Source organism: Arthrobacter sp. SW1 (assembly GCF_001766675.1).
Classification (GTDB): Bacteria; Actinomycetota; Actinomycetes; order Actinomycetales; family Micrococcaceae; genus Arthrobacter.
In genome coordinates, this window is sequence record NZ_MJLT01000034.1 from 92,462 (window position 1) to 112,323 (window position 19,862).

The window sequence follows — 19,862 nt, forward strand, 5'->3', positions numbered from 1 at the left end:
GGGGCTGACAATATCGTGCGACGCCGGGTCAACCGATCAACTGCTCAGCTCCGTTTCCGCGGAGACCGGCGTGCCTTCGCTGCCGTACCGCCCGGTTTCTCCGCCGCGAGCGGCATCAGTTCCCGCACCTGGGCCACGACGGCCGGGTTGGCGCCGCGCTCGCCCAGGTCCTTCGCCAGCGTTTCGACCTCGCTGTTCGCGGCGGCTGCGTCATCGGCGGCCAGGTGCAGGCCGGTGCGGAACTGCACCAGTTCGCGGTACGCGAGGTTGCCCGACGGCGTCGCGGACTCCCGGTAACGCTGCAGGCCGGGATCGGTGAGGGCCAGGGCCCGTTCCGGGTCCGCGCTGTGCGCCTTGACCAGGGTGCTGTCCTCGCGCCGGTAGAAGTCGTCACCGATGGACTGCGCGACGGCGGTGGCCGCCTTCACGCCCAAAGGCTCGCCGCTGAACCGCTCGGCTGCTTCCGTGAGGGCATCCAGCCCCTTGCTGAGGTAGGGGGACATGGAGCCTTCGAAGGCGAGGGTGAGCCCGACTTCGCGGCGGAAGAAGTCCGGGGCGAAACGGTCCTCTTCCTTGGTGACGGGGAAGCCCACGCGCAGCGCGAAGGTGTTGGATACCTGCACCACGCCTTCGCTGCCGTACACCACGCGCACCAGGTACTGCCCGGGCTCGTCGAACACAAAGCCGCCCGTGCTGTAGGCCAGCTGGACCAGTTCGCTGTACCGGTCCTCGCCTTCCGTGCCGCCGGCCTCCACCGCCGGGCCAAGTGTCACCGGCTCCGGGATGCCGTAGTAGCAGACCACCGATTCGTGCAGCACCGTGGTGCCGTTGGGTTTCTGCACATACACGGTGGTGTTTCCGTAGCGCGGATCCAGGCGGCGGTCCACGGTGACCGGGGCGTCGCTGAGGTTGCGCAGCCGGAATTCCAGCGCCACGGGCTCCATGAAGTCGAAGTGGTTTTTGCCGGTCACGGTCAGTTCCACGTCGCTGTCCGGGCCGGACACCGTCATGGCGCCGGGCGGCGATTCGAGGTGCCCGCCCGAGGACCACGGATCGCCGCCCATGATCACCGAGGCGCGGTCGCCGTGGCGCATGTGCAGCAGTTCGTCGTCGTCGAAACGGAAGCGGAAGTTCGCCCAGAACTGGTCCGCGCCGTTGCGTTGGTCGTAGCGCCAGTCATAGTTCATCCAGGACAGCGAATCCGGGCGGGCCTTGTCCCAGGAATGCAGGAAGTTGAAGGCATGCCCGGCCTCGTGCACCCAGGTGTACAGGTAGTGGCGCTGGGCCCAGGCCTGCGCCTGGGTGGCGGCTACTCCGGCCACCAGGTTGGTGAACCAGGAGTGGTTGCGGAACACGGCGAAGCCCTGCCGTTCGGGGCCGCGGCCCGCCCCGCCAAAGCCGGCGGCGGCGTCGAACATGATGCCGCCCACACCGGCGCTGTCGAACAACCCGGCCTGCATTCCCCAGAGGTTCCAGGCCGGCCACGAGGACGTGAAACGGCTGAAGGACGTTTCCATGGCATCGTGCAGTTCGCCGACGTTCCAGGAGACGAAGGCCGGGGCACTGTCGTCAATCACGGTGTGCACGGAGTCGATCCGTACATCCACCCCGGCATCCCGGTACGTGGTTTCCAGGTCCAGGGTGCGTTCGGCCAGGTCCGCGGGGCGGTTGTTGTGGCTGTGGGTGTTGTAGGACGGCGTCTTGGGGTCCACGTCCACCGAGCTGCAGAAATCCATTTCCAGGTTCACCCTGCGGAAGCAATCGGAACGGTACGCGCAGGTGTACGCCGCCTCCGGGGTGCCGCCCACGGTGAAGACCACGGTGGCCGGGTTGATGGCGCCCAGGAACCAGCCCACGGAAATCTCCACCGTGGTGGGCGGGTGCACGCCCTGCCAGTAGCGGACCGTGCCGCTGATCCGCACCCGGCAATGCGACCACGTGACCACGGGGTTGTCCACGATCCAGGACTCCAGGTAGCTGGTGACCAGCTGGAAGCGGCCGCCCACCCGGGCGTAGCGCGTGGTGTAAATGTCGCCGCTGACCTTGTTCAGGATGGGCGATTCGGCGTTGTTGCGGCGGTCCACGTCCAGGCGAAGGTCCAGGGACTTGCCGATCAAGGAAGTGCCGGCCTGGCGTCCTTCGTAGCGTCCGCTGACGGCGGCGTTCCGCCAGCAGCGCCACCAGTCCTGCTCGGGCGGCAGGGGCAGTGGCCCCGGCGGCGGGAAGGGAACCGGGCCAGGCAACGGGGCGGGGCCGGGCAGGGGGCCGGGTGCCGGCGTCGGGCCCGCTCCCGGAACGGGGCTGTTAAGCGGCGACGGCGGCAGCGGCACCGGAACGGGGCTGTCCGGGACAGGGGCGTAGGACGGATAAGGACTGTTGGGGGTGTCCATGGCGGTGGTTCTTTCTCGCTCAAGCGCGGCTTCAAAGAGGCGTTCGCCGGGGCGGCAGGGCGGCGCGGCGGGCGTAATGCCCGTGGGGCGGCGCCGTGGAGGGGCCGGCGGAAAGACGGAGCGGGGCGGGCGGTGCGAGTGCGTTGTGAATCCCAGCCTTGAAGAATGTGGCCCGCGCCCGGAATCCGTGAAGCAACCAAGTAGTAGAACAGACAAGGGGAACAATACTCCAGCGATTGGACTATTGAAATGGTGGGCTAGACCAGGGTTCCCCCGGGCCCGCCCAGGCGTAGGCTGGCATCATCGGCGTCGGTGCCGAGGGGGGTCCGCGTCGATACCAATCGATCAAGGAGGACTCATGAGTGTTGTACGCGAATTCATGACCACCAATGCCCAATGCGTGAAGGAAGGCCAGTCGCTGCAGGAAGCGGCCGTGATGATGCGCGATCTGGACTGTGGTTCCCTGCCGATCTGCGGCAATGACGGCAAGCTGAAAGGCGTCATCACGGACCGCGACATCGTGGTCAAGTGCGTCGCCGAAGGCGGAATGCCGGCCGATGTGAAGGCATCCGAGCTAGCCGAGGGCACGCCAATCTGGATCGACGCCGACGCGAGCGTCGATGCCGCGATCGACCTGATGGAGAAGCACCAGGTACGCCGCCTCCCGGTCATCACCGACCACAAGCTGGTGGGCATCATCAGCCAGGGCGATATCGCCCGGAACTACACCGAACAGCGCGTCGGCGAACTGGTGGAGCACGTGTCCGCCAGGACTCCGATGACGCCCATGGGCTAAGGAAAGCAGGAAGGCACCGGGCCTAGAGGAACGCCTCGCGGCCGGTGCCTTCGCGCAGCACCAGCTCCCCGTCCTCCACCGAGGCGAGGACGCTCTTCGGCCGGCCGTGCACCGTGATGTCCGCGGACAGTTCCCGGGACGGGATCTCGACGCCGACCGTCGCCCCTTTCGCCGGCAGCTCCACGGAGATTTCGGCGGCCATGCCCAGCAGCATTTTGGTGGACGCCTCCGGTTCGCGGTGGGCTTCCTTGCCGTTGACCGTGATGGTGACGTCATCGCCGTCGAACCCGTCCTGCAGGATGACGAGCAGTTCCTGCATGGTGTGCCCCTTCCTCGCGGCTCCACAGAGTCCTCCCACTACAGCACGCGTGTGCTGCTTTCGGTAGGGCAAACTGTCTTGGTGACTCAGATTCCTCCCGGTACCGCAAACACCGCCTCGCCCGAGGCCGCCATCCACGCCACAATCGCCGAAGAACTCGGCGTCAAAGCCTGGCAGGTCAGGGCCGCCGTCGAACTCCTCGACGCCGGCTCCACCGTTCCGTTCATCGCCCGCTACCGGAAGGAAGTGACCGGCACCCTGGACGACACCCAGCTCCGCCAGCTGGAGGAACGGCTGCGGTACCTGCGGGAACTCGAAGAGCGCAAGCGGACCATCCTGGAGGCGATCGCCGCCCAGGGCAAGCTGACTCCGGAACTGGAGGCCGCCGTCGTCGGCGCGGACACCAAGTCCCGGCTCGAGGACATCTACCTGCCCTACAAATCCAAGCGCCGCACCAAGGCGCAGATCGCCCGGGAGGCAGGCCTGGAACCGCTGGCCGACGCACTGCTGGCCAACCCGGAGCTCAGCCCCGAGGCCGAGGCCGCCAAGTACCTCAACAGCGAGCACTCCATTGACGACGCCGCCGCAGCGCTCGCCGGTGCCCGCTCCATCCTGGTGGAGCGCGTCTCCCAGGACGCGGACCTCGCCGAAACCCTCCGCGAACGGCTGTGGACCCAGGGCAGCATGGTGTCCCGGGTGAAGAAGGGCATGGAAGCCCAGGGCCAGAACTTCAAGGACTACTTCGAGTTCTCCCAGTTGCCCGCGAAGATGCCCGGTCACCGGGTGCTCGCGTTGCTGCGCGGCGAAAAGGAAGACGTGCTGGAGCTGCAGCTCGCCGAGGCAGAACCCGCCGACGACGACGCCCTGGCCGCCGCGCGCACCCGCTACGAGAACGCTGTGGCCGCCTGCCTCGGGGTCGCAGAGCGCGGCCGGCCCGCCGACAGCTGGCTCATGCAGACCGCCCAGATCGCCTGGCGTTCGAGGATCCTGGACCGCCTGGCCAACGACCTGCGCGGGCGGCTGTTCGCCCAGGCCGAGGACGAGGCCGTGCGCGTCTTCGCCGCCAACCTCCGCGACGTCCTCCTCGCCGCGCCCGCCGGCAACCGCGCCACACTGGGCCTGGACCCGGGGCTGCGTACGGGCGTGAAGGTGGCCGTCGTCGACGGCACCGGCAAGGTGGTGGCCACGGACACGGTCTACCCGCACGCACCCATGAAGAAGTGGGACGACGCCTTGGCGAGCCTGTCGCGGCTGGTGGCGCAGCACGGCGTCGAACTCGTGGCGATCGGCAACGGCACCGCCTCCCGCGAAACGGACAAGCTTGCCGGTGAACTGATCAAGGCCGTCAAGGCCTCCGGCGGGCCGGCACTGCAGAAGCTGGTGGTGTCCGAGGCCGGGGCGTCCGTGTACTCGGCGTCCGCGCTGGCCGCCGCGGAACTGCCCGGCATGGATGTCTCGCTGCGCGGAGCCGTTTCGATCGCCCGGCGCCTGCAGGACCCGCTGGCGGAACTGGTGAAGATCGAACCCAAGTCGATCGGCGTGGGCCAGTACCAGCACGATGTCACCGCCGCGAAGCTGGACCGCTCGCTGGATGCCGTGGTGGAGGACTGCGTGAACGCCGTCGGCGTGGACCTCAACACCGCTTCGCCCGCGCTGCTGAGCCGGGTGGCCGGCGTGGGCCCGCTGCTGAGCGAGAACATCGTGGCCTACCGCAATGAGAACGGGCCTTTCGCCAAGCGTTCCGAGCTGAAGAAGGTGCCGCGCCTGGGTGCCAAGGCCTTCGAGCAGTGCGCCGGCTTCCTGCGGATTACCGGGGGAGCCGAACCGCTGGACGCCTCCAGCGTGCACCCCGAGGCGTACTCCGTGGCCCGGAAGATCCTGGCCGCGGCTTCCGGGGCGCCCGTTTCCACCCTGGACCCGCAGGACTTCGTAGACGGAGCCTTTGGTGTTCCCACTGTGCGGGACATCATGGCCGAACTCGAAAAGCCCGGCCGGGATCCGCGCCCTGCCTTCGTGACCGCGAGTTTCTCCGAGGGCGTCGAGAAGATCTCCGACCTGGTTCCGGGCATGATCCTGGAAGGCACGGTCACCAACGTGGCCGCGTTCGGGGCGTTCGTGGACGTCGGGGTGCACCAGGACGGGCTGGTGCACGTTTCCGCGATGTCCACCAAGTTCGTCTCTGATCCGCGCGAAGTGGTGAAGTCCGGGCAGGTGGTGCGAGTGAAGGTCCTCGAAGCCGATCCGGAGCGGAAGCGCATCTCGCTGACCCTGAGGCTCGACGACGACGCGGCAGTTCCGGGCGGACGTGCGGCGGGTGCCGGGGGACAGGAACGGCGGGGACAGGATCGGCGCGGGCCGGAACGGCGCGGACAGGATCGGCGCGGGCCGCAGAGCCAGCAGCGCGGACAGAACCAGCAGCAGCGCGGCCAGGCCCGGCCGGCCCCGGCCGCCGACACCGCGCTCGCGGACGCCCTGCGCAGGGCAGGCCTGGCGAAATAGCCGTTCGTCGCTGATTTCCTACCGCTCGTCGCTTTCCGCTCCCCGCCGGCGCCCTCCGGCCGAATAATGGCCGGAGGGCGCCGGGGCAATGAGGTCACGGGGCGAACCTTGTTGGGGAGGACGAACATGAACTGGCTGGACCGCGACCGCACCATTGCCCCGCCGGGGTTCAACCGCTGGCTGGTGCCTCCGGCAGCGCTCGCGGTGCACCTGTGCATCGGCCAGGTCTACGCCACCAGCGTCTACAAGACAGCCCTGGTGAAGCACTTCAATGCCAGCTTGACCGAGATCGGCGTGATTTTCTCGATCGCGATCGTGATGCTGGGATTGTCGGCGGCCGTCATGGGCACTTGGGTGGACCGCAACGGGCCCCGCAAGGCCATGTTCACCTCCGCGATGTTCTGGGTGGGCGGCTTCCTGCTCGGAGCGCTTGGTATTTTCAGCGGGCAGCTCTGGCTCGTCTACCTCGGCTACGGATTCATCGGCGGCATCGGACTGGGCATCGGTTACATCTCGCCCGTCTCCACGCTCATCAAGTGGTTCCCGGACCGCCCGGGTCTGGCCACCGGCATGGCGATCATGGGCTTCGGCGGCGGCGCCCTGATGGCCAGCCCGGTGTCCACCGCACTGCTCAAGCTCTACGATCCCGGCTCGGACGCGCCCAACTGGGTGGCCAGCGGAGACGCGGTGGGCAAGCTCTTCCTCACCCTCGGCCTCGTTTACCTGGCGTACATGGTGTTCGGTGCGCTCACGGTGAAAGTTCCGGCCGACGGTTGGAAGCCCGCAGGCTTCGACCCCTCCAAGGTCAAGGCGGCCACCCTCGTCACCAAGGACAACGTCTCGGCCGCCAACGCCATCAAGACCAAGCAGTTCTGGCTGGTCTGGATCGTGCTGTTCTGCAACGTCACCGCGGGCATCGGCATCCTCGAACAGGCCGCGCCCATGATCCAGGACTTCTTCCGGCAGTCCGACGGCGTCTCCCTGGTGAGTGCCGCCGTCGCCAGCGGTTTCGTCGGCCTGCTGTCGATCGGCAACATGGCCGGCCGCTTCGCCTGGTCCGCCACCTCGGACGTCACGGGACGCAAGCGGATCTACATGGTGTACCTGGGCGTCGGCGCGGTGCTGTACACGGTGCTGGCCCTGGCGGGTTCGGCCACCACGGCGCTCTACGTGCTCCTGGCCTTCGTCATCATCTCCTTCTACGGCGGCGGCTTCGCCACCGTGCCGGCGTACCTGCGCGACCTCTTCGGCACCTTCCAGGTGGGGGCCATCCACGGCCGGCTGCTGACCGCGTGGTCTGCCGCCGGCGTCGCCGGTCCGCTGATCGTCAACGCCTTCCTCGACGCCCAGGGGACACCCGGAAAGCTCGACGCCGGAGCGTACCAGCCGGCGCTGCTCACCATGGTGGGGCTGCTGGTGCTCGGCTTTGTGGCGAACCTGCTGGTCAAGCCTGTTGACGCCCGTTTCCACGAACCCCGGCCGGGCGCTGTCCGTACCGAAGAACCCGCGATGGAGGCCTGAGATGAGTCCGCTGAAACTGGCATTCGGATGGTCGATCGTGGGAATCCCGTTGCTCTACGGCATCATCCAGACGCTCACCCGGGTGGCGGCGCTCTTCGGCTGAGGCCGCGGGTCTCCCCGCCGGCGGGGTCGGACGCGCCTACAGTGTGGCAATGAGCTTCGCGAAGCCCGGAACCTCCAGCCAGCCCAGTACCTTCACTGAACCCGGCGCGTTCACCACCCGGCCTACGCTCCAGGGCACCTTCGGCATGGTGGCCTCCACGCACTGGCTGGCGACGGCCACGGCGCAGGCGGTGCTGGAACGTGGAGGCAACGCCTTTGACGCCGCAACGGCCGCCGCCTTCGTTCTCCATGTGGTGGAACCTCATCTGAACGGCCCCGGCGGCGACATGACCGGGATCTTCAGCACCGCCGTCGAGCCCGGACAGGCCACGGTCCTGATGGGGCAGGGGCCCGCTCCGCAAGGGGCCACCGTGGAACACTTCCGCGCGGAAGGGCTCAGCCTGGTGCCCGGATCGGGTGCGCTGGCCGCCGCGGTTCCAGGCGCCGTCGACGCCTGGCTCCTGCTGCTGCGCGACCACGGGAGCTGGGAAATCGCCGAGGTCCTGGACTTCGCCATCCACTACGCTCGGGACGGCCATCCCGTGTTGGGGCGGGTGGTGTCCACCATCGCCTCGGTGGCCGAGCTGTTCCGGGAGCACTGGCCGGCGTCGGCCGCGCTGTGGATGCCGGACGGCCGCATCCCGGAGCCGGGGGAACTGGTCACCAATGCGGCCTACGCCCGCACGCTCCAGCGGCTGGTCCAGGCGGGTGCGGGGCTGGGCGAAGCCGGCGGCGCCGCGGCGCACAGCCGGGAGGAAAGGATCGACGCCGCCCGCCGGGAATGGCGCGAAGGTTTCGTGGCGCGGGCGGTGGCGGAGTCCGTACGGCAGCCGCACCGGCACTCCACTGGCACGGACCACCGGGGCGTGCTGGACAGCGCGGACTTGGCCGCGTTCACCGCAAGCTACGAGACCGCGGCCACGCTGGACTTCCGTGGCCACACCATCGCGAAGACCGGGCCGTGGGGACAGGGGCCCGCGTTGCTGCAGGCGCTTGCGATCCTGGACGGCTTCGACGACGAGCGCCTGGACCCGTCCACCGAGCTCGGCGCCCACACCATCCTTGAGGCCATGAAGCTCGCGCTCGCGGACCGCGAAGCCTACTACGGCGACGGCGGCGTGCCGTTGGACGTGCTTCTGTCACCGGAATACGCGGCTTCCCGGCGGGCGCTCATCACGGAGACCGCGTCCCATGAATTCCGGCCCGGTCGCGTTCCCGGGTACGAACCGTACATTCCGGAACTGCGTACCGAAGCGCAGAGCACCGCAGGTGCGTCGGCGGCGGGAACCGGTGAACCGACCGTCCCGCCGTCCGGGGAAACCCGGGGCGATACCTGCCACGTGGACGTGGTGGACCGCTGGGGCAACATGGTTTCGGCCACGCCGTCCGGCGGCTGGCTGCAGTCCTCGCCTGCGATTCCGGAGCTTGGATTCTGCCTGGGCACCCGGCTGCAGACGAGCTGGCTGGAACCCGGATCGCCGTCCGCTTTGGCGCCGGGTAAGCGGCCGCGCACCACCCTCACACCCACGCTCGTGCTGAGGGACGGCGCGGCAGTCGTGGCTTTGGGGTCGCCCGGAGGTGACCAGCAGGACCAATGGCAGCTGCTCTACCTGCTGCGGACCATCGTGGGCGGGTACTCGCCGCAGCAGGCAATCGACGCGCCCGCCTTCCACACCACCTCCATGCCCGGCTCATTCTGGCCGCGTACCTGGGAGCCCGGCGGCGCCGTCGTCGAGGACCGGCTGGGAGACGGGGTGATCGCAGGACTGGAACGCCGCGGACACCGGATCACCCGCGCCGGCGACTGGGCGCTGGGACGGCTGTCCGCCGTCGTCCGCGATCCCCGCACCGGGATACTGCAGGCCGCCGCGAACCCCCGCGGCGCACAGGGGTACGCCGCCGGGCGGTAGCGGCTTGGCGCGCCGGGCCTAGAATTCCGGGTCCGAGATCGGGAAGAAGATCCGCGGGTCCTGCATCAGCGCGGGGTTGGGGAGGTCGGCGCGTTCCACCACCTGGTCGAGCTCGAAGTTGCGGCCGAAGCGGCCGTCCTCCAGCGTGATCGGGCGGCCCACCAGCTTGCCGAGGGCCAGCGTGCGGCCGTCCTCGAGCGGGATCAGTACCGGGGTCTTGCCCGGCAGGGTGCGGAAAATTTCTTCCTGGCGCTTGCGTCGGGCGGTGGGCTTCTTCACTGCCCGCTGCGGTTCCTTTGCGGCCGGGGCGCCATCTTCGGAGGTCCCGACGGCGGCCGTTTCGTTGTGTGCCGCAGCCTTGCCGACCGCGGGCAGGCCCACGGTGCGGATCTTTTCGGGGTCGGTTCCGGTGTGGGCGGAGCGGACCACCCACAGGAAGTCCTCTTCGGGATCTTCCGGGACCAGGTCCATGGCGGGTTCGGGCCAGACGTAGCCGAGGCCGGTGGGGGTTCCGGCGAAGGCCTCGCCGTAGAAAGCGGCGTCTTTCTGGAGCAGCTTGGAACGGTGGCTCAGGTGCAGGTCGGGTTCGCCGAGCCAGCTGGGCATGGGGATTTTGGCGGCGTAATCGGGGTGCGCGGCCTGCGGTGCGAATTCGGTGATGTCGGCGCGGAGCTTGTCCGGGTTGCCGCGGGATTCCCACTCGTCGATCATGGCCAGGCCGTACAGGGTGAGGGCGGGAACGTGGCCCATCCACATGCGGATGGCCGGGTGGCTGGTGCGGCCGAACTCCGGGATGACCAGGGTGCGCAGGATCTGCAGGACCTCGGCGCGCTGCTTGCCGAGCCTGTCGGTGTCCAGGGCGGCGGCGCTCTGCGTGAAATCGGGGAAGGGGAGGAAGGTCTGCATCCCTTTAGTTTGCGGGTGGGGCCGGTCCATCACCAACTTGGATGGACCGGCCCCGCCCCGCGGAGTGCCGGATTGACTAGGCCGGAAGGTTCAGGACCTGGCCCACGAAGATCAGGTTCGGATCTGCGATGGTGTCCGCGTTGGCGTCTGCCAGCAGTTCCCAACCGCCAGGGATCTTGAGCTGCTCGGCGATCTTGCTGAGGGTATCGCCGCTCTTGACGGTGTACTTTTCACCGCTCAGCGGGACCGTGGCCACGTGGCGCGGGGCTGCCTGCGCCGGAGCAGCCTGGACCGGGGCCGTTTCGGCCGGAACGTACTGCTGGACCGGTGCCTGGACCTGGACTTGCGGGGCGGCAGGTGCCGCGGCGGCCGGGGCGACGGCTGCGGGGGAACCGCTCAGTCCGAGCTGGGCCGAGCAGGCAGGCCAGGCGCCCCAGCCCTGGCCGGCCTGGACACGTTCGGCCACGGCGATCTGCTGTTCGCGGGTGGCGTTCTCAGGTGCGCCGGTGCCACCGTAGGCCGCCCAGGTTGACGGGGTGAACTGCAGGCCGCCGGAGAAGCCGTTGCCGGTGTTGATGCTCCAGTTGCCGCCGCTCTCGCACTGGGCAAGCTGGTCCCAGACGGTGGTGGAGGTTGCGGCGTTCGCACTTGTGGCGGTGAAGCCCATGCCGGCGGCGGTTACGGCGAGAACAGCAAAACCGGCGCGTGCGGAAGTACGGAGGGTGTTCTTGGTCATGGTTGATGCTCCCGAAGGCCACCTCGTGCTCTGCCCGTCCCCGGGCGTCGACGCACCACTGTCCTCCTCTGACGAATCGAGGTCATTGCGGTGTCTGCCGTTCGGACAGTGAAGAGGTGGTGGCAGCACCCGGCATTCCAGCTGCAGCAAGAGGCTGCAACACCGTGCCCGAGGGGATGGGCACCTGTCTAGGGTGGCCATACGTTCAATCGTTGTCAAATCGAGATCAATATCAGGCACTTTTGACAGGCGAACTTACGGGGTTTCGTGTAGAGAATTCCCAGGATTCTTCCGGGAGAGGGCAGGGCTCAGTGCGGCGGGGCCTGGGCGATCAGGAAATGACGGCGCCTCAGCAGCGGAAGTAGTGGTTTCTGCGGGGTTTTTGTTGGGGGTCGATGTGGGGTGGCGGGGTGAACCAGGGGATGCCGGTTTTGATGGTGATTTTCCAGTGTTCTTTGTGGATGAGGTGGTGGTGATGGCTGCAGAGGAGGGTGCCGTTGTCCGTGCTGGTGGGTCCGCCGTGTGACCAGTAGGTGATGTGGTGGGCTTCGCACCAGGGTGCGGGCATGGTGCATCCCGGGAACGCGCAACCCTGGTCCCTGACGGCGATGGCTTTGCGGATATGGGGCGGGAAGATCCGGGACGTTCGGCCGATGTCCAGGATTTGTCCTTCGCTGCCGAGGACGGCGGGGATGATGTCGGCGTCGCAGGCGAGTTTGCGGAGCGTGGCGGCGGGGACGGGGCCGGTGAAAGTGAAGGTGCCGGTGCTGTTGTTTCCCGTGCCGGTGACTTTTTCGAAGAGTTGTTCGTAGTTGATGGTGGCCATGAGCTGGGGCCGGAGGCCACCGTTGGCGGGAATGCCGCCGGAAGCCAGCGCAGATTGGCATGCTCCGATGAGGCCATCGAGGAGCTTTTGGGGCCGGGAGCGCCGGTCCAGGTTTCCCGGGCCACCTCCCTGAAGCCCGCCAGCCCCGCTGGGGTGATCAGGGTGCGCGGCAGGACCACCACAGCCGTCCGGGGTGAGGCGTGGGTTGGTGGCGGCATTCATCACGGTGAGCAGGCTCTCGTATTGCTCTTGGGTGGCGAAGATTTCCAGGTGGTTGAGGCCGTTTTTGGGTTTGCGGATGAAGGCGCCTTGGAAACGGCGGAGGTCCTCTTCGCTGGGTTCGGTGCCGTCGGGGTCGAGTCCGTCGAGCCAGCGTCGGGCGAGCCGGCCCACGAAGTCCGGGTCGTACTCGCAGGCCGCGGAGGTGAGGGCCTGTTCCACCCGGGTGACGGTTTCCGTGGGGACGGAACGTGGGATTTTGTCCAGGGTGAGAGTGATGAGGGTGGCGGCGCGGGTGCTGACGGTCCCTGAGGCCACCGTGGTGGCCAGGGCCGGGTGCACGGGCTCGATCTGTTCTCCGGTGATCCCTTGGCGGGGGAGGAGTGTTTCGGTGAGGGCGAGGCGTCGCCTGGCTTCGCCGGTGCTGATGCGCAGCAGTACGCGCAGGTACTCGGTGGTGGAGCGGAACTCGCCCGCAAACCCCGCCCGCCCCGCAGGCCCGGCTTCGCGGGCTGACCCGGACCCACCAAGTGGCGCCGCTGCCCGCCCGCTGGCGCCGCCGTCGTCGGTGTCCTTGCTGGTCCATCCCGTCACCCATCCGCGCCCGGCGCGAGCCTTCTCCGGCGCCGCCGCAGCCTCGGTCCTGAGCCGGTCGAGGCGCCCGGCGGCGACGAGCTGCAGGTACTCAACCGTCCGGGAGAGCTCCTCGACCCGGGAGGCGAACAACGCGGCAACATCCAGGCCAAGCCCGCCGACGTCCCCGAACGCGGTGTCCGCCAGCGAACGCGCATCATCCAGCAGCGTTTCCAGCGCAGCAGAAACCGGGACCCGGTACCGGTCCCTCCACTGCCCCAACTGCGCGATTGCCTCCATAACCCGACTCTGCCACCACCCACCGACAAAATAAGCACCCCAAAAAGGGCACCCGTGAAACCCGGCGGCTGTCCGCTAGCCTTGTCGGGTGGATACGAACCCAGCGCTTCCGGTCGCCGAACTTCACCTGCACATCGAGGGGACGCTCCAACCGGAGCTGATCTTCTCCCTCGCGGAACGGAACGGCATCGAGCTGCCGTACGGGGACCTGGACGAGCTCCGCTCGCGCTACGAATTCACGGACCTCCAGTCCTTCCTGGACCTCTACTACGCCAACATGGCCGTGCTGCAGACCGAGCAGGATTTCGCGGACATGACCCGCGCCTACCTGGCCCGCGCGGCGGAAGGCGGCGTGCGGCACGTCGAGGTCATGATGGACCCGCAGGCGCACGTTTCCCGCGGGGTTCCGTTGGAGACCTGCGTGAATGGTGTGGCCTCGGCGCTCGCGACGTCGGAGGAAGAGTTCGGCGTCTCGACGCTCCTGATTGCCGCTTTCCTGAGGGACCTGCCGGAGGATGACGCGCTGGCTGTCCTTGAGCAGCTCCTGGCGATGAACGCACCGATCGCCGGTATCGGCCTGGACTCGGCTGAGGTGGGCAATCCGCCGTCGAAATTTGTCCGCCTGTACCGGCGCGCCGCCGAGGCCGGACTGCACCGGATCGCGCACGCGGGCGAGGAGGGCCCGGCGCAGTACATCAGCGACTCCCTGGACCTGCTGGGCGTGGAACGGATCGACCACGGCATCCGCTGCATGGAGGATGCCGCCTTGGTGGAGCGCCTGGTCCGTGACCAGGTTCCTCTGACCGTTTGTCCGCTGTCCAATGTCCGCCTGCGCGCCGTGGATACCCTCGCGGACCACCCCTTGCCCGCTATGCTCAGCGCCGGCCTGAACGTCAGCGTGAACTCGGACGATCCCGCGTACTTCGGCGGCTACGTGGACGACAACTTCAGCCAGCTCCGCAGCGTCCACGGCCTCACCACCCACCAGCAGGCCGCCTTGGCCGCGAACTCGATCCGCTCGTCGTTCGCCTCAGACGCGCGGAAGGCTGAACTGCTGGGCCAGATTCGGGCGTGGGAAATCGCAGCGCACGTGCGCAGCTGAGACCCCGCACTCACTTGGGCCGCGAAACCCGTAACAGTGGGTCACGACACACGGTGTTAACCCGCGGCAGTGGCCGGAATTTACACAGACTTGGCAAACTGCAAATGCAACTACCCGCCGCAGAAGGAGCCACATGGCCAAGTCCGCCGCCGATAACAGCATTGTCCGTCTTAAGACCGTCCTCGACGTCCTGGCCGAGGGAACCTGGTCCGAAAACAAGTTGAATGCCGGCGAAGTCCTGGCCGAAGCAGCCTCCCGCGTTCCCTTCAGCGCCCACGAATCCGAGCTCCTCAGCGGCGGCATTCCGCGCGGCCACAAGGCCCTGACCGCGGCCACCGCCAGGCTGGTCAAGGCCGGCTGGCTGGTGAAGGGCCGCTCCGGCTGGACCATTACGGAAGACGGTCTGCGGGCCACGGTCGCGTTCGCGAAGCCGGAAGCTTTCGCCACGGCCCTCGCGGAAGGGACCCCGGTGCCGGAGGGCACCCCGCTGCCCGAGGCGCCCAAGAAGAAGCCGGCCGCCAAGCGGGCCCCCGCCAAGACGGCTGCCAAGACCCCGGCCAAGGACGCGGCGAAGGAGCCGAAGCTCGAGCAGCCCTCCGCCGTCGCCGTCGCCGGTGACTTCAGCACCCTGCTGGGCGCGCCGGAGGACTGGGCCCCGCAGTACGACGAAGTCCAGATGAAGTACAACGCCCGCAAGAAGCTGTGGTCCCTCACCGCGGACCTGCCCGCCGGCTTCTACACGTACAAAATCGCGCTCAACCGCTCGTGGGATGAGAACTACGGAGCGTTCGGCGTCCGTGACGGTGTCAACCACGAGTTGAAGCACGACGGCGGCAAGGTCACCTTCACGTACAGCCACGCCACCCGGGACATCGTCGCCGGCTAGCTTGGCTGGGTGGCCTGGTGGGCGCTTCCTGCCGGTGCCGAGCGCTTCGTTCCAGGCCCCACCTGCCGCCGCGCACGCTGCCGCGGCCGCAATCCCGCCAGGGCCACCGCCAGCACCGAGGTCAGCACCAGGGCGGTGGCCGGCGCCAGCGTGGTCCACGGGGCACGTTCCACGTAGTCGATCCCTTCGGAGAGCAGCAGCCCCCATTCCGGCAGGGGCGGCTGCGCGCCGAGGCCCAGGAAGCCGAGGGCCGCGAGGGCCAGGGCAACGCCCGGCAGGCGCAGCATTCCGTGGCGCAGGAGCGGAGGAAGCGTCGCGGGCAGCACGTGCCGGAACCAGATTTCCAGGGGCGGCACCCCGGCCAGCGGCAGCCACCTGATGTGCGGCATGGCGCGTGCCTCGTCCAGCAGGGCGGCCGCGTGGGTGGTGAGCGGAGGCCAGGTGACCCAGAGGACGGCCAGCGCCGCGCCGCCCACGGAGGGACCCAGCAGCGCCGCGATGATGACGCCGGCCAGGATGGGCGGGGTGGCGTTCGCGATTTCGGCAGGTCCCCGGGACAGTTCGCCCAGGGCGGCCAGCAGCAGCGCGGTGACAATGCCCAGCAGCACGATGCCCAGCGACGGCAACAGGGTGCCCAGCGTGCCGTGCGCTACCCGTGCCAGCAGGTCGCGCCCGCTGGCATCCGCCCCGAACGGCAAATCACCGCTTGGCGGGGCAAGCCGCGGATGCACGATTGAATACGGATCCCGCGGCAGGCCCACAGCGAGCAACAGCAGCAGCGCCGCCAGTGCGGTGCCCGCGGTCCAGCGCGCAGCGCGGTCGTCGCCGCGCGGTTCGGGCGGGGCCGGCAGGGTGCCCGCGGCCAGCGGACCGCCCAGCAACGCCCGGCGCGCAACTCCTGTCAGGAGTCCGAGCACGACGGCGGCCAGCGCCATGAGTAGCACGCCCGCCTGCAGCGCGGGGAGGTCCTGCGCGTTGGCGGCACCCAGCAGGTACCGGCCCAGGCCCGGGATGGCGAAGACCTGCTCCACCGCCACCGCACCGCCGAGCAGCCCGATGAACACCAGGCCCAGCTGGTCGACCACCGTGGCGGCCGCGCGGCGCAGCACCCCGGCGAGGATCACCGACGGGCGGGCGCCGGCAAGCCGCCACACCTCAACCCAGCGTTCATCCGCAACTCCGGCGACGGCGTCGGCCACCAAACGGCCCAGCAGCCCGCCGGCCGGAATGCCCAGCGCGAGCGAGGGCAGCACCGCGGTGTGCAGGCCTGACCAGCCGTAGGGCGGCAACCATCGCAGCTGTACGGCCACCACCACCAGGAGTGCGCTCGCCAGGAGGAACTCGGGCAGGGCGGTCAGGGCCACGCCCACCGGGCCGGAGCCGCGCTGCGGCGCCCCGCGCAGCACCCGCCGGGCGGCGGGAACCACCAGCGCGGACGCCACCATCAGGGCGACGACGACGGCGAACACCGTCAGCGTCGCCGAAACCCCCAGCGCCGCCCACACGCCGGGACCGATCGGACCGCCGCTGACCCAGGAGTTTCCGAGGTCGCCGCGGAAGACGCCGGCCCACCAGCGGAGGGCAGTCGGGAGGGGGCCGCCTTCCAGGCCGAGTTGCGCCCGGATGGCATCCAGTGCCTCGGGCGTGGGTTCGAGCTCGGCGTACCGGGCACGCAGGATCGATGCAGCGGGGTCCCGCTGGGAGAGCCACGGCAGGGCCCCGGCAACGAACAGCAGCGCCAGGCCGCTCACCACGCGGGAGAGCAGGCCCAGGCCGCTACTTCGCAGCATTGACGCGGGTCTCGCCCGTGACGAGGATGCGTTCGCGCGGATCCCGGGCAGCGTTCTCCACGCCGGAGGTTTCGCCCTGGATCACGCGTTCGTGCAGCATCGGAATGGCGGCGTCCGTGGCCAGCACGTGGGCTTCGGCCAGCATGGTTGCGCGGCGGCGGGCGTCACCGGCTTCGGCTTCGGATGCTGCGGCGATGGCCCGGTCCACTTCCGGCGTGCAGAGCTGGGAGATGGAGAAGCCGCCCTTGCAGCTGAAGTCCGAGGCGAGGTAGGCCACGGGGTCTCCCGAGTCCAGCACGGTGGCACGGGAGAGGATGAAGGCGTCGAACTTGCCGGCCAGGGCGTCCGCCTCGATGAACTGGTATTCGCGCACGTCCTGTTGCACCACGAAGCCCGCGGCTTCAAGCTGCTGTTCGAGCATCACGGCCACTTCGGGAAGCTCCGCGCGGTCCGTGAAGGTGCCCAGCGTGATCTTCACGCCTTTGACCTTGGCCGGCGCCGGGCGCGCGGCGAGGAGCTTGCGGTACTCGGCATCCTCACGGCCGCCTGCCGCCCACGGCAGGGCCGGGCCCAAAAGCCCCTGCGCGACGTCGGCCCTTCCTTCATAGACGGACTGCACGATCGCCGCCCGGTCCACTGCTTCACGCGCCGCAGCGCGTACCGCCGGGTCCGCGAAGGGACCGGCCTTGGTGTTCAGGTAGAGGGTGTTGGTGCGCGGCATGGGCACCTCGACGATCAGGTCCTTGTCAATCGAGGCTGCCTGGCCCGCGGGGATGGCTTCCACGATGTCGGCCTCGCCGGTGCGCAGGGCGGCCGCTCGGGCGGTGCCGTCCGGGACGAACGCGACGTCGACTCCGCCCGCCTTCGCGGGGGTGCCCCAGTAGCCGTCGAAGCGGTTGAGCGTGGCGCCTACGACGCCGTTCACCTTGACCAGTTCGAAGGGCCCGCTGCCGGTACCCACCGGGTTGACGGTCTTGCCGGTGTACGCCGCGGTGTCCAGGATGGCCAGCTGCGGGCTGGACAGGCGGTGCGGCAGCAGGGGATCGGGCTTGGCGGTGCTGATCGCCACCTGGTTTCCTTCGGCGCGGACCTTCATGTCCACGCCGTCCAGGATGCGTGGCAGGGGAGTGGCCTTGATGGCGTGCTGCAGCGAGTTCACCACGGTGGCGGCACTGAGTTCCTTGCCGTTGTGGAAGCGCACGCCGGAACGGATGGTGAAGTGCCAGGTGGTGCTGTTGCTGCGTTTCCATTCGGTGGCGAGCGCGGGGACGGCTTCGCCGGCGTCGTTGAGGACCACCAGGGTTTCGGCGGTGGCCCAGCGCGAGAGCTTGAACGCGTCGTCGCTGAGCGGGCTCAGGCCCGAACGCGGCGGCTGCAGCATGGCGATGGAGACGCGGTCGTCACCGTTGCCACCCGTGCCTGTGCTTTGCCCTGACGGCGCGAAGCAGCCGCTCAGCAGGAGGGTTGCGGGGAGTACGGCCAGGGCCAGGGCACGGCGGGTTCTTGTCATGGTTGCCATGGGTGTTTCCTTTCGGGGATGCGAAGCGGAGTGGAAGGGTGCCCGGCTGGAGAAGGCCGGGCGGACGTTGTGGGTGCTTACGCGGCCAGGCCGGAAGCGTCAGCCGGCGCGGTGAGCGTGACGGTCCGGGTGCAGCGCGCGGCAAACGCGGGGTCATGAGTCACCAGGAGCAGCGCGATACCGGTGTCCTGCACCAGCGACAGCAGGGATGCGGAGACCGCGGCGGCGGTTGCGGCGTCGAGCGCGCTGCTGGGTTCATCGGCCACCAAGAGGACGGGCTTGACGGCGAGTGCGCGCGCCAGTGCCGCGCGCTGGGCCTGGCCGCCGGAGAGTTCGCCCGGCCTGCGGTCCAGGAGCGCCGGGTCCAGGCTGGCGAGTTCGGCGGCACGGCGGATCCGCTCGGCGGGGTTTGCCTCTCCGGTGAGCCTGCGCACGGCCTGTTCGATCGAGCGGCGCAGCGTCCTGCGGGGCACGAAGGCCGCGGCCGGATCCTGCGGAACGCCCTGGACGAGGTGCCGGCGGTCCGGCCGCGGCCGGCGCGAGGCGGTGCACCATTCCGTGCCTTGGACGAGGACCGTGCCCGATGCCGGGTGCCGCAGGCCGAGCGCGATGTCCGCGAGGGTCGATTTGCCGGCTCCGGAGCGCCCGACGACGGCGACGGATTCGCCCGGCATGACCGCCAGGCTGGTGGGGGACAGCACGGTCCGGGCCCGTTTGCCTTCGCCATGGACGGCCGTGACCCCGGTGAGTTCGAGGACCGCATGTGAAGCATTCATGCTGACTGGCCCTCCGCCACCCTGATCCGGCGCGTGGCCAGGGCGTCCGCGACCTCCTCATCGTGCGTGGAGACCACCAGGGTCCGTTCCGCTCCGATCAGTTCGTCCAGCAGCCGCAGGACCAGGTCCCGGGACTCTGGATCCAGGGCGCTGGTGGGCTCGTCGGCCAGGACCAGGGGAGCGTCGCTCAGGGCTGCGAGCGCGACGGCGGCGCGCTGCGCCTGTCCGCCGGAAAGTTCAGCCGGCCTGCGGTGCTGGAGTCCGGCGTCGGGCAGCCCCGCGGCGGCCAGGACCTCTGTGACGCGGGCCGCGCTGGCGTCCGTGACCCGGCGCAGCTGGCGGCCCAGCGGGATCAGCGGGTGCAGGGCGTCGAGCCCGCGCTGCGGCACGAATCCGACCCTCGCGAAAGACGCGCTGCGCCGGCCTTCGAAGGCCAGGCCCGGCGCCCAGCGCCCGGCCAGGCTCGCCAGCAGGAGGGACTTGCCGCTGCCGGACGGGCCCGTGACAACCACGCGCTCGCCGGGCATCACCGTCAGCTCGGCTACCGACAACAGGACGGTGCCGTCGGCTTTGCGGACCCGTGCGTCCTGGAGCGAGACGAGGGGTGCGGACGCCGTTCGGCCTGTCGCCGGGCAGGGAGGAAGGACGGCACCGCTCTTTTTCATGATAATAATCATTATCAATAAGCGGTG

Annotated in this window: 15 protein-coding genes; 6 read left to right on the plus strand and 9 right to left on the minus strand. The window is 69.1% G+C overall.

Annotated elements, in window-relative coordinates:
- Positions 1-44: 44 nt before the first annotated feature.
- Positions 45-2,390, minus strand: coding sequence for a hypothetical protein (locus tag BIU82_RS12265; protein ID WP_070349743.1), 2,346 nt, complete (start codon positions 2,388-2,390; stop codon positions 45-47).
- Between the two features lie 358 nt (positions 2,391-2,748).
- Here BIU82_RS12265 and BIU82_RS12270 point away from each other — a divergent pair, with 358 nt between their 5' ends.
- Complete coding sequence (locus tag BIU82_RS12270) at positions 2,749-3,186, plus strand: CBS domain-containing protein (RefSeq protein WP_070349744.1); 438 nt, start codon at positions 2,749-2,751, stop codon at positions 3,184-3,186.
- A 22-nt stretch (positions 3,187-3,208) separates the two neighbouring features.
- Here the strand turns inward: BIU82_RS12270 and BIU82_RS12275 are convergent, their stop codons facing one another.
- Complete coding sequence (locus BIU82_RS12275; RefSeq protein WP_070349745.1) at positions 3,209-3,505, minus strand: hypothetical protein; 297 nt, start codon at positions 3,503-3,505, stop codon at positions 3,209-3,211.
- Between the two features lie 81 nt (positions 3,506-3,586).
- Between BIU82_RS12275 and BIU82_RS12280 the strand changes: the two genes are divergently transcribed.
- From BIU82_RS12280 to BIU82_RS12290, 3 genes are all read left to right on the plus strand, one after another.
- The gene (locus BIU82_RS12280) at positions 3,587-6,004 is read left to right on the plus strand and encodes a Tex family protein (RefSeq protein WP_070349929.1); all 2,418 of its coding nucleotides are present in this window, start codon (positions 3,587-3,589) and stop codon (positions 6,002-6,004) included.
- A gap of 126 nt (positions 6,005-6,130) precedes the next feature.
- Positions 6,131-7,525: an OFA family MFS transporter gene (locus tag BIU82_RS12285; RefSeq protein WP_070349746.1), complete on the plus strand. Its 1,395-nt coding sequence runs from the start codon at positions 6,131-6,133 to the stop codon at positions 7,523-7,525.
- Positions 7,526-7,773: 248 nt separating this feature from the next.
- Positions 7,774-9,537 carry a gamma-glutamyltransferase gene (locus BIU82_RS12290; protein WP_171906546.1) on the plus strand — a complete coding sequence of 588 codons (1,764 nt, stop codon included), beginning with the start codon at positions 7,774-7,776 and terminating at the stop codon, positions 9,535-9,537.
- Between the two features lie 18 nt (positions 9,538-9,555).
- Here BIU82_RS12290 and BIU82_RS12295 read toward each other — a convergent pair whose 3' ends face one another.
- The 3 genes from BIU82_RS12295 to BIU82_RS12305 form a co-directional block, all read right to left on the minus strand.
- On the minus strand, positions 9,556-10,443 hold the full coding sequence (locus BIU82_RS12295; RefSeq protein ID WP_070349748.1) for an MSMEG_6728 family protein: 888 nt from the start codon (positions 10,441-10,443) through the stop codon (positions 9,556-9,558).
- A gap of 76 nt (positions 10,444-10,519) precedes the next feature.
- A complete protein-coding gene (locus BIU82_RS12300; RefSeq protein ID WP_070349749.1) occupies positions 10,520-11,179 on the minus strand; it encodes a transglycosylase family protein in 660 nt (219 codons plus the stop codon).
- 349 nt (positions 11,180-11,528) lie between these two features.
- The gene (locus BIU82_RS12305) at positions 11,529-13,097 is read right to left on the minus strand and encodes an HNH endonuclease signature motif containing protein (protein WP_083292312.1); all 1,569 of its coding nucleotides are present in this window, start codon (positions 13,095-13,097) and stop codon (positions 11,529-11,531) included.
- A gap of 88 nt (positions 13,098-13,185) precedes the next feature.
- Between BIU82_RS12305 and BIU82_RS12310 the strand changes: the two genes are divergently transcribed.
- Entirely contained in the window at positions 13,186-14,199 is a 1,014-nt protein-coding gene (locus BIU82_RS12310) for an adenosine deaminase (RefSeq protein WP_070349750.1), read from the plus strand.
- A 133-nt stretch (positions 14,200-14,332) separates the two neighbouring features.
- Positions 14,333-15,085 (plus strand): glycosidase, encoded by a 753-nt coding sequence (locus BIU82_RS12315; protein WP_070349751.1) that lies wholly within the window; start codon positions 14,333-14,335, stop codon positions 15,083-15,085.
- On the opposite strand, the gene BIU82_RS12320 is transcribed toward BIU82_RS12315, so the two are convergent.
- The 4 genes from BIU82_RS12320 to BIU82_RS12335 all read right to left on the minus strand — a co-directional run bounded on the left by BIU82_RS12320 (position 15,082) and on the right by BIU82_RS12335 (position 19,835).
- Complete coding sequence (locus BIU82_RS12320; RefSeq protein WP_070349752.1) at positions 15,082-16,875, minus strand: ABC transporter permease subunit; 1,794 nt, start codon at positions 16,873-16,875, stop codon at positions 15,082-15,084. The two genes, BIU82_RS12315 and BIU82_RS12320, sit on opposite strands and share 4 nt — an antisense overlap.
- Entirely contained in the window at positions 16,862-18,385 is a 1,524-nt protein-coding gene (locus tag BIU82_RS12325; RefSeq protein WP_139146609.1) for an ABC transporter substrate-binding protein, read from the minus strand. The genes BIU82_RS12320 and BIU82_RS12325 overlap by 14 nt, the downstream gene beginning before the upstream one ends.
- Positions 18,386-18,471: 86 nt before the next feature.
- The gene (locus tag BIU82_RS12330; protein WP_070349754.1) at positions 18,472-19,170 is read right to left on the minus strand and encodes an ATP-binding cassette domain-containing protein; all 699 of its coding nucleotides are present in this window, start codon (positions 19,168-19,170) and stop codon (positions 18,472-18,474) included.
- Positions 19,167-19,835 carry an ATP-binding cassette domain-containing protein gene (locus tag BIU82_RS12335; protein WP_070349755.1) on the minus strand — a complete coding sequence of 223 codons (669 nt, stop codon included), beginning with the start codon at positions 19,833-19,835 and terminating at the stop codon, positions 19,167-19,169. The genes BIU82_RS12330 and BIU82_RS12335 overlap by 4 nt, the downstream gene beginning before the upstream one ends.
- Positions 19,836-19,862 lie beyond the last annotated feature (27 nt).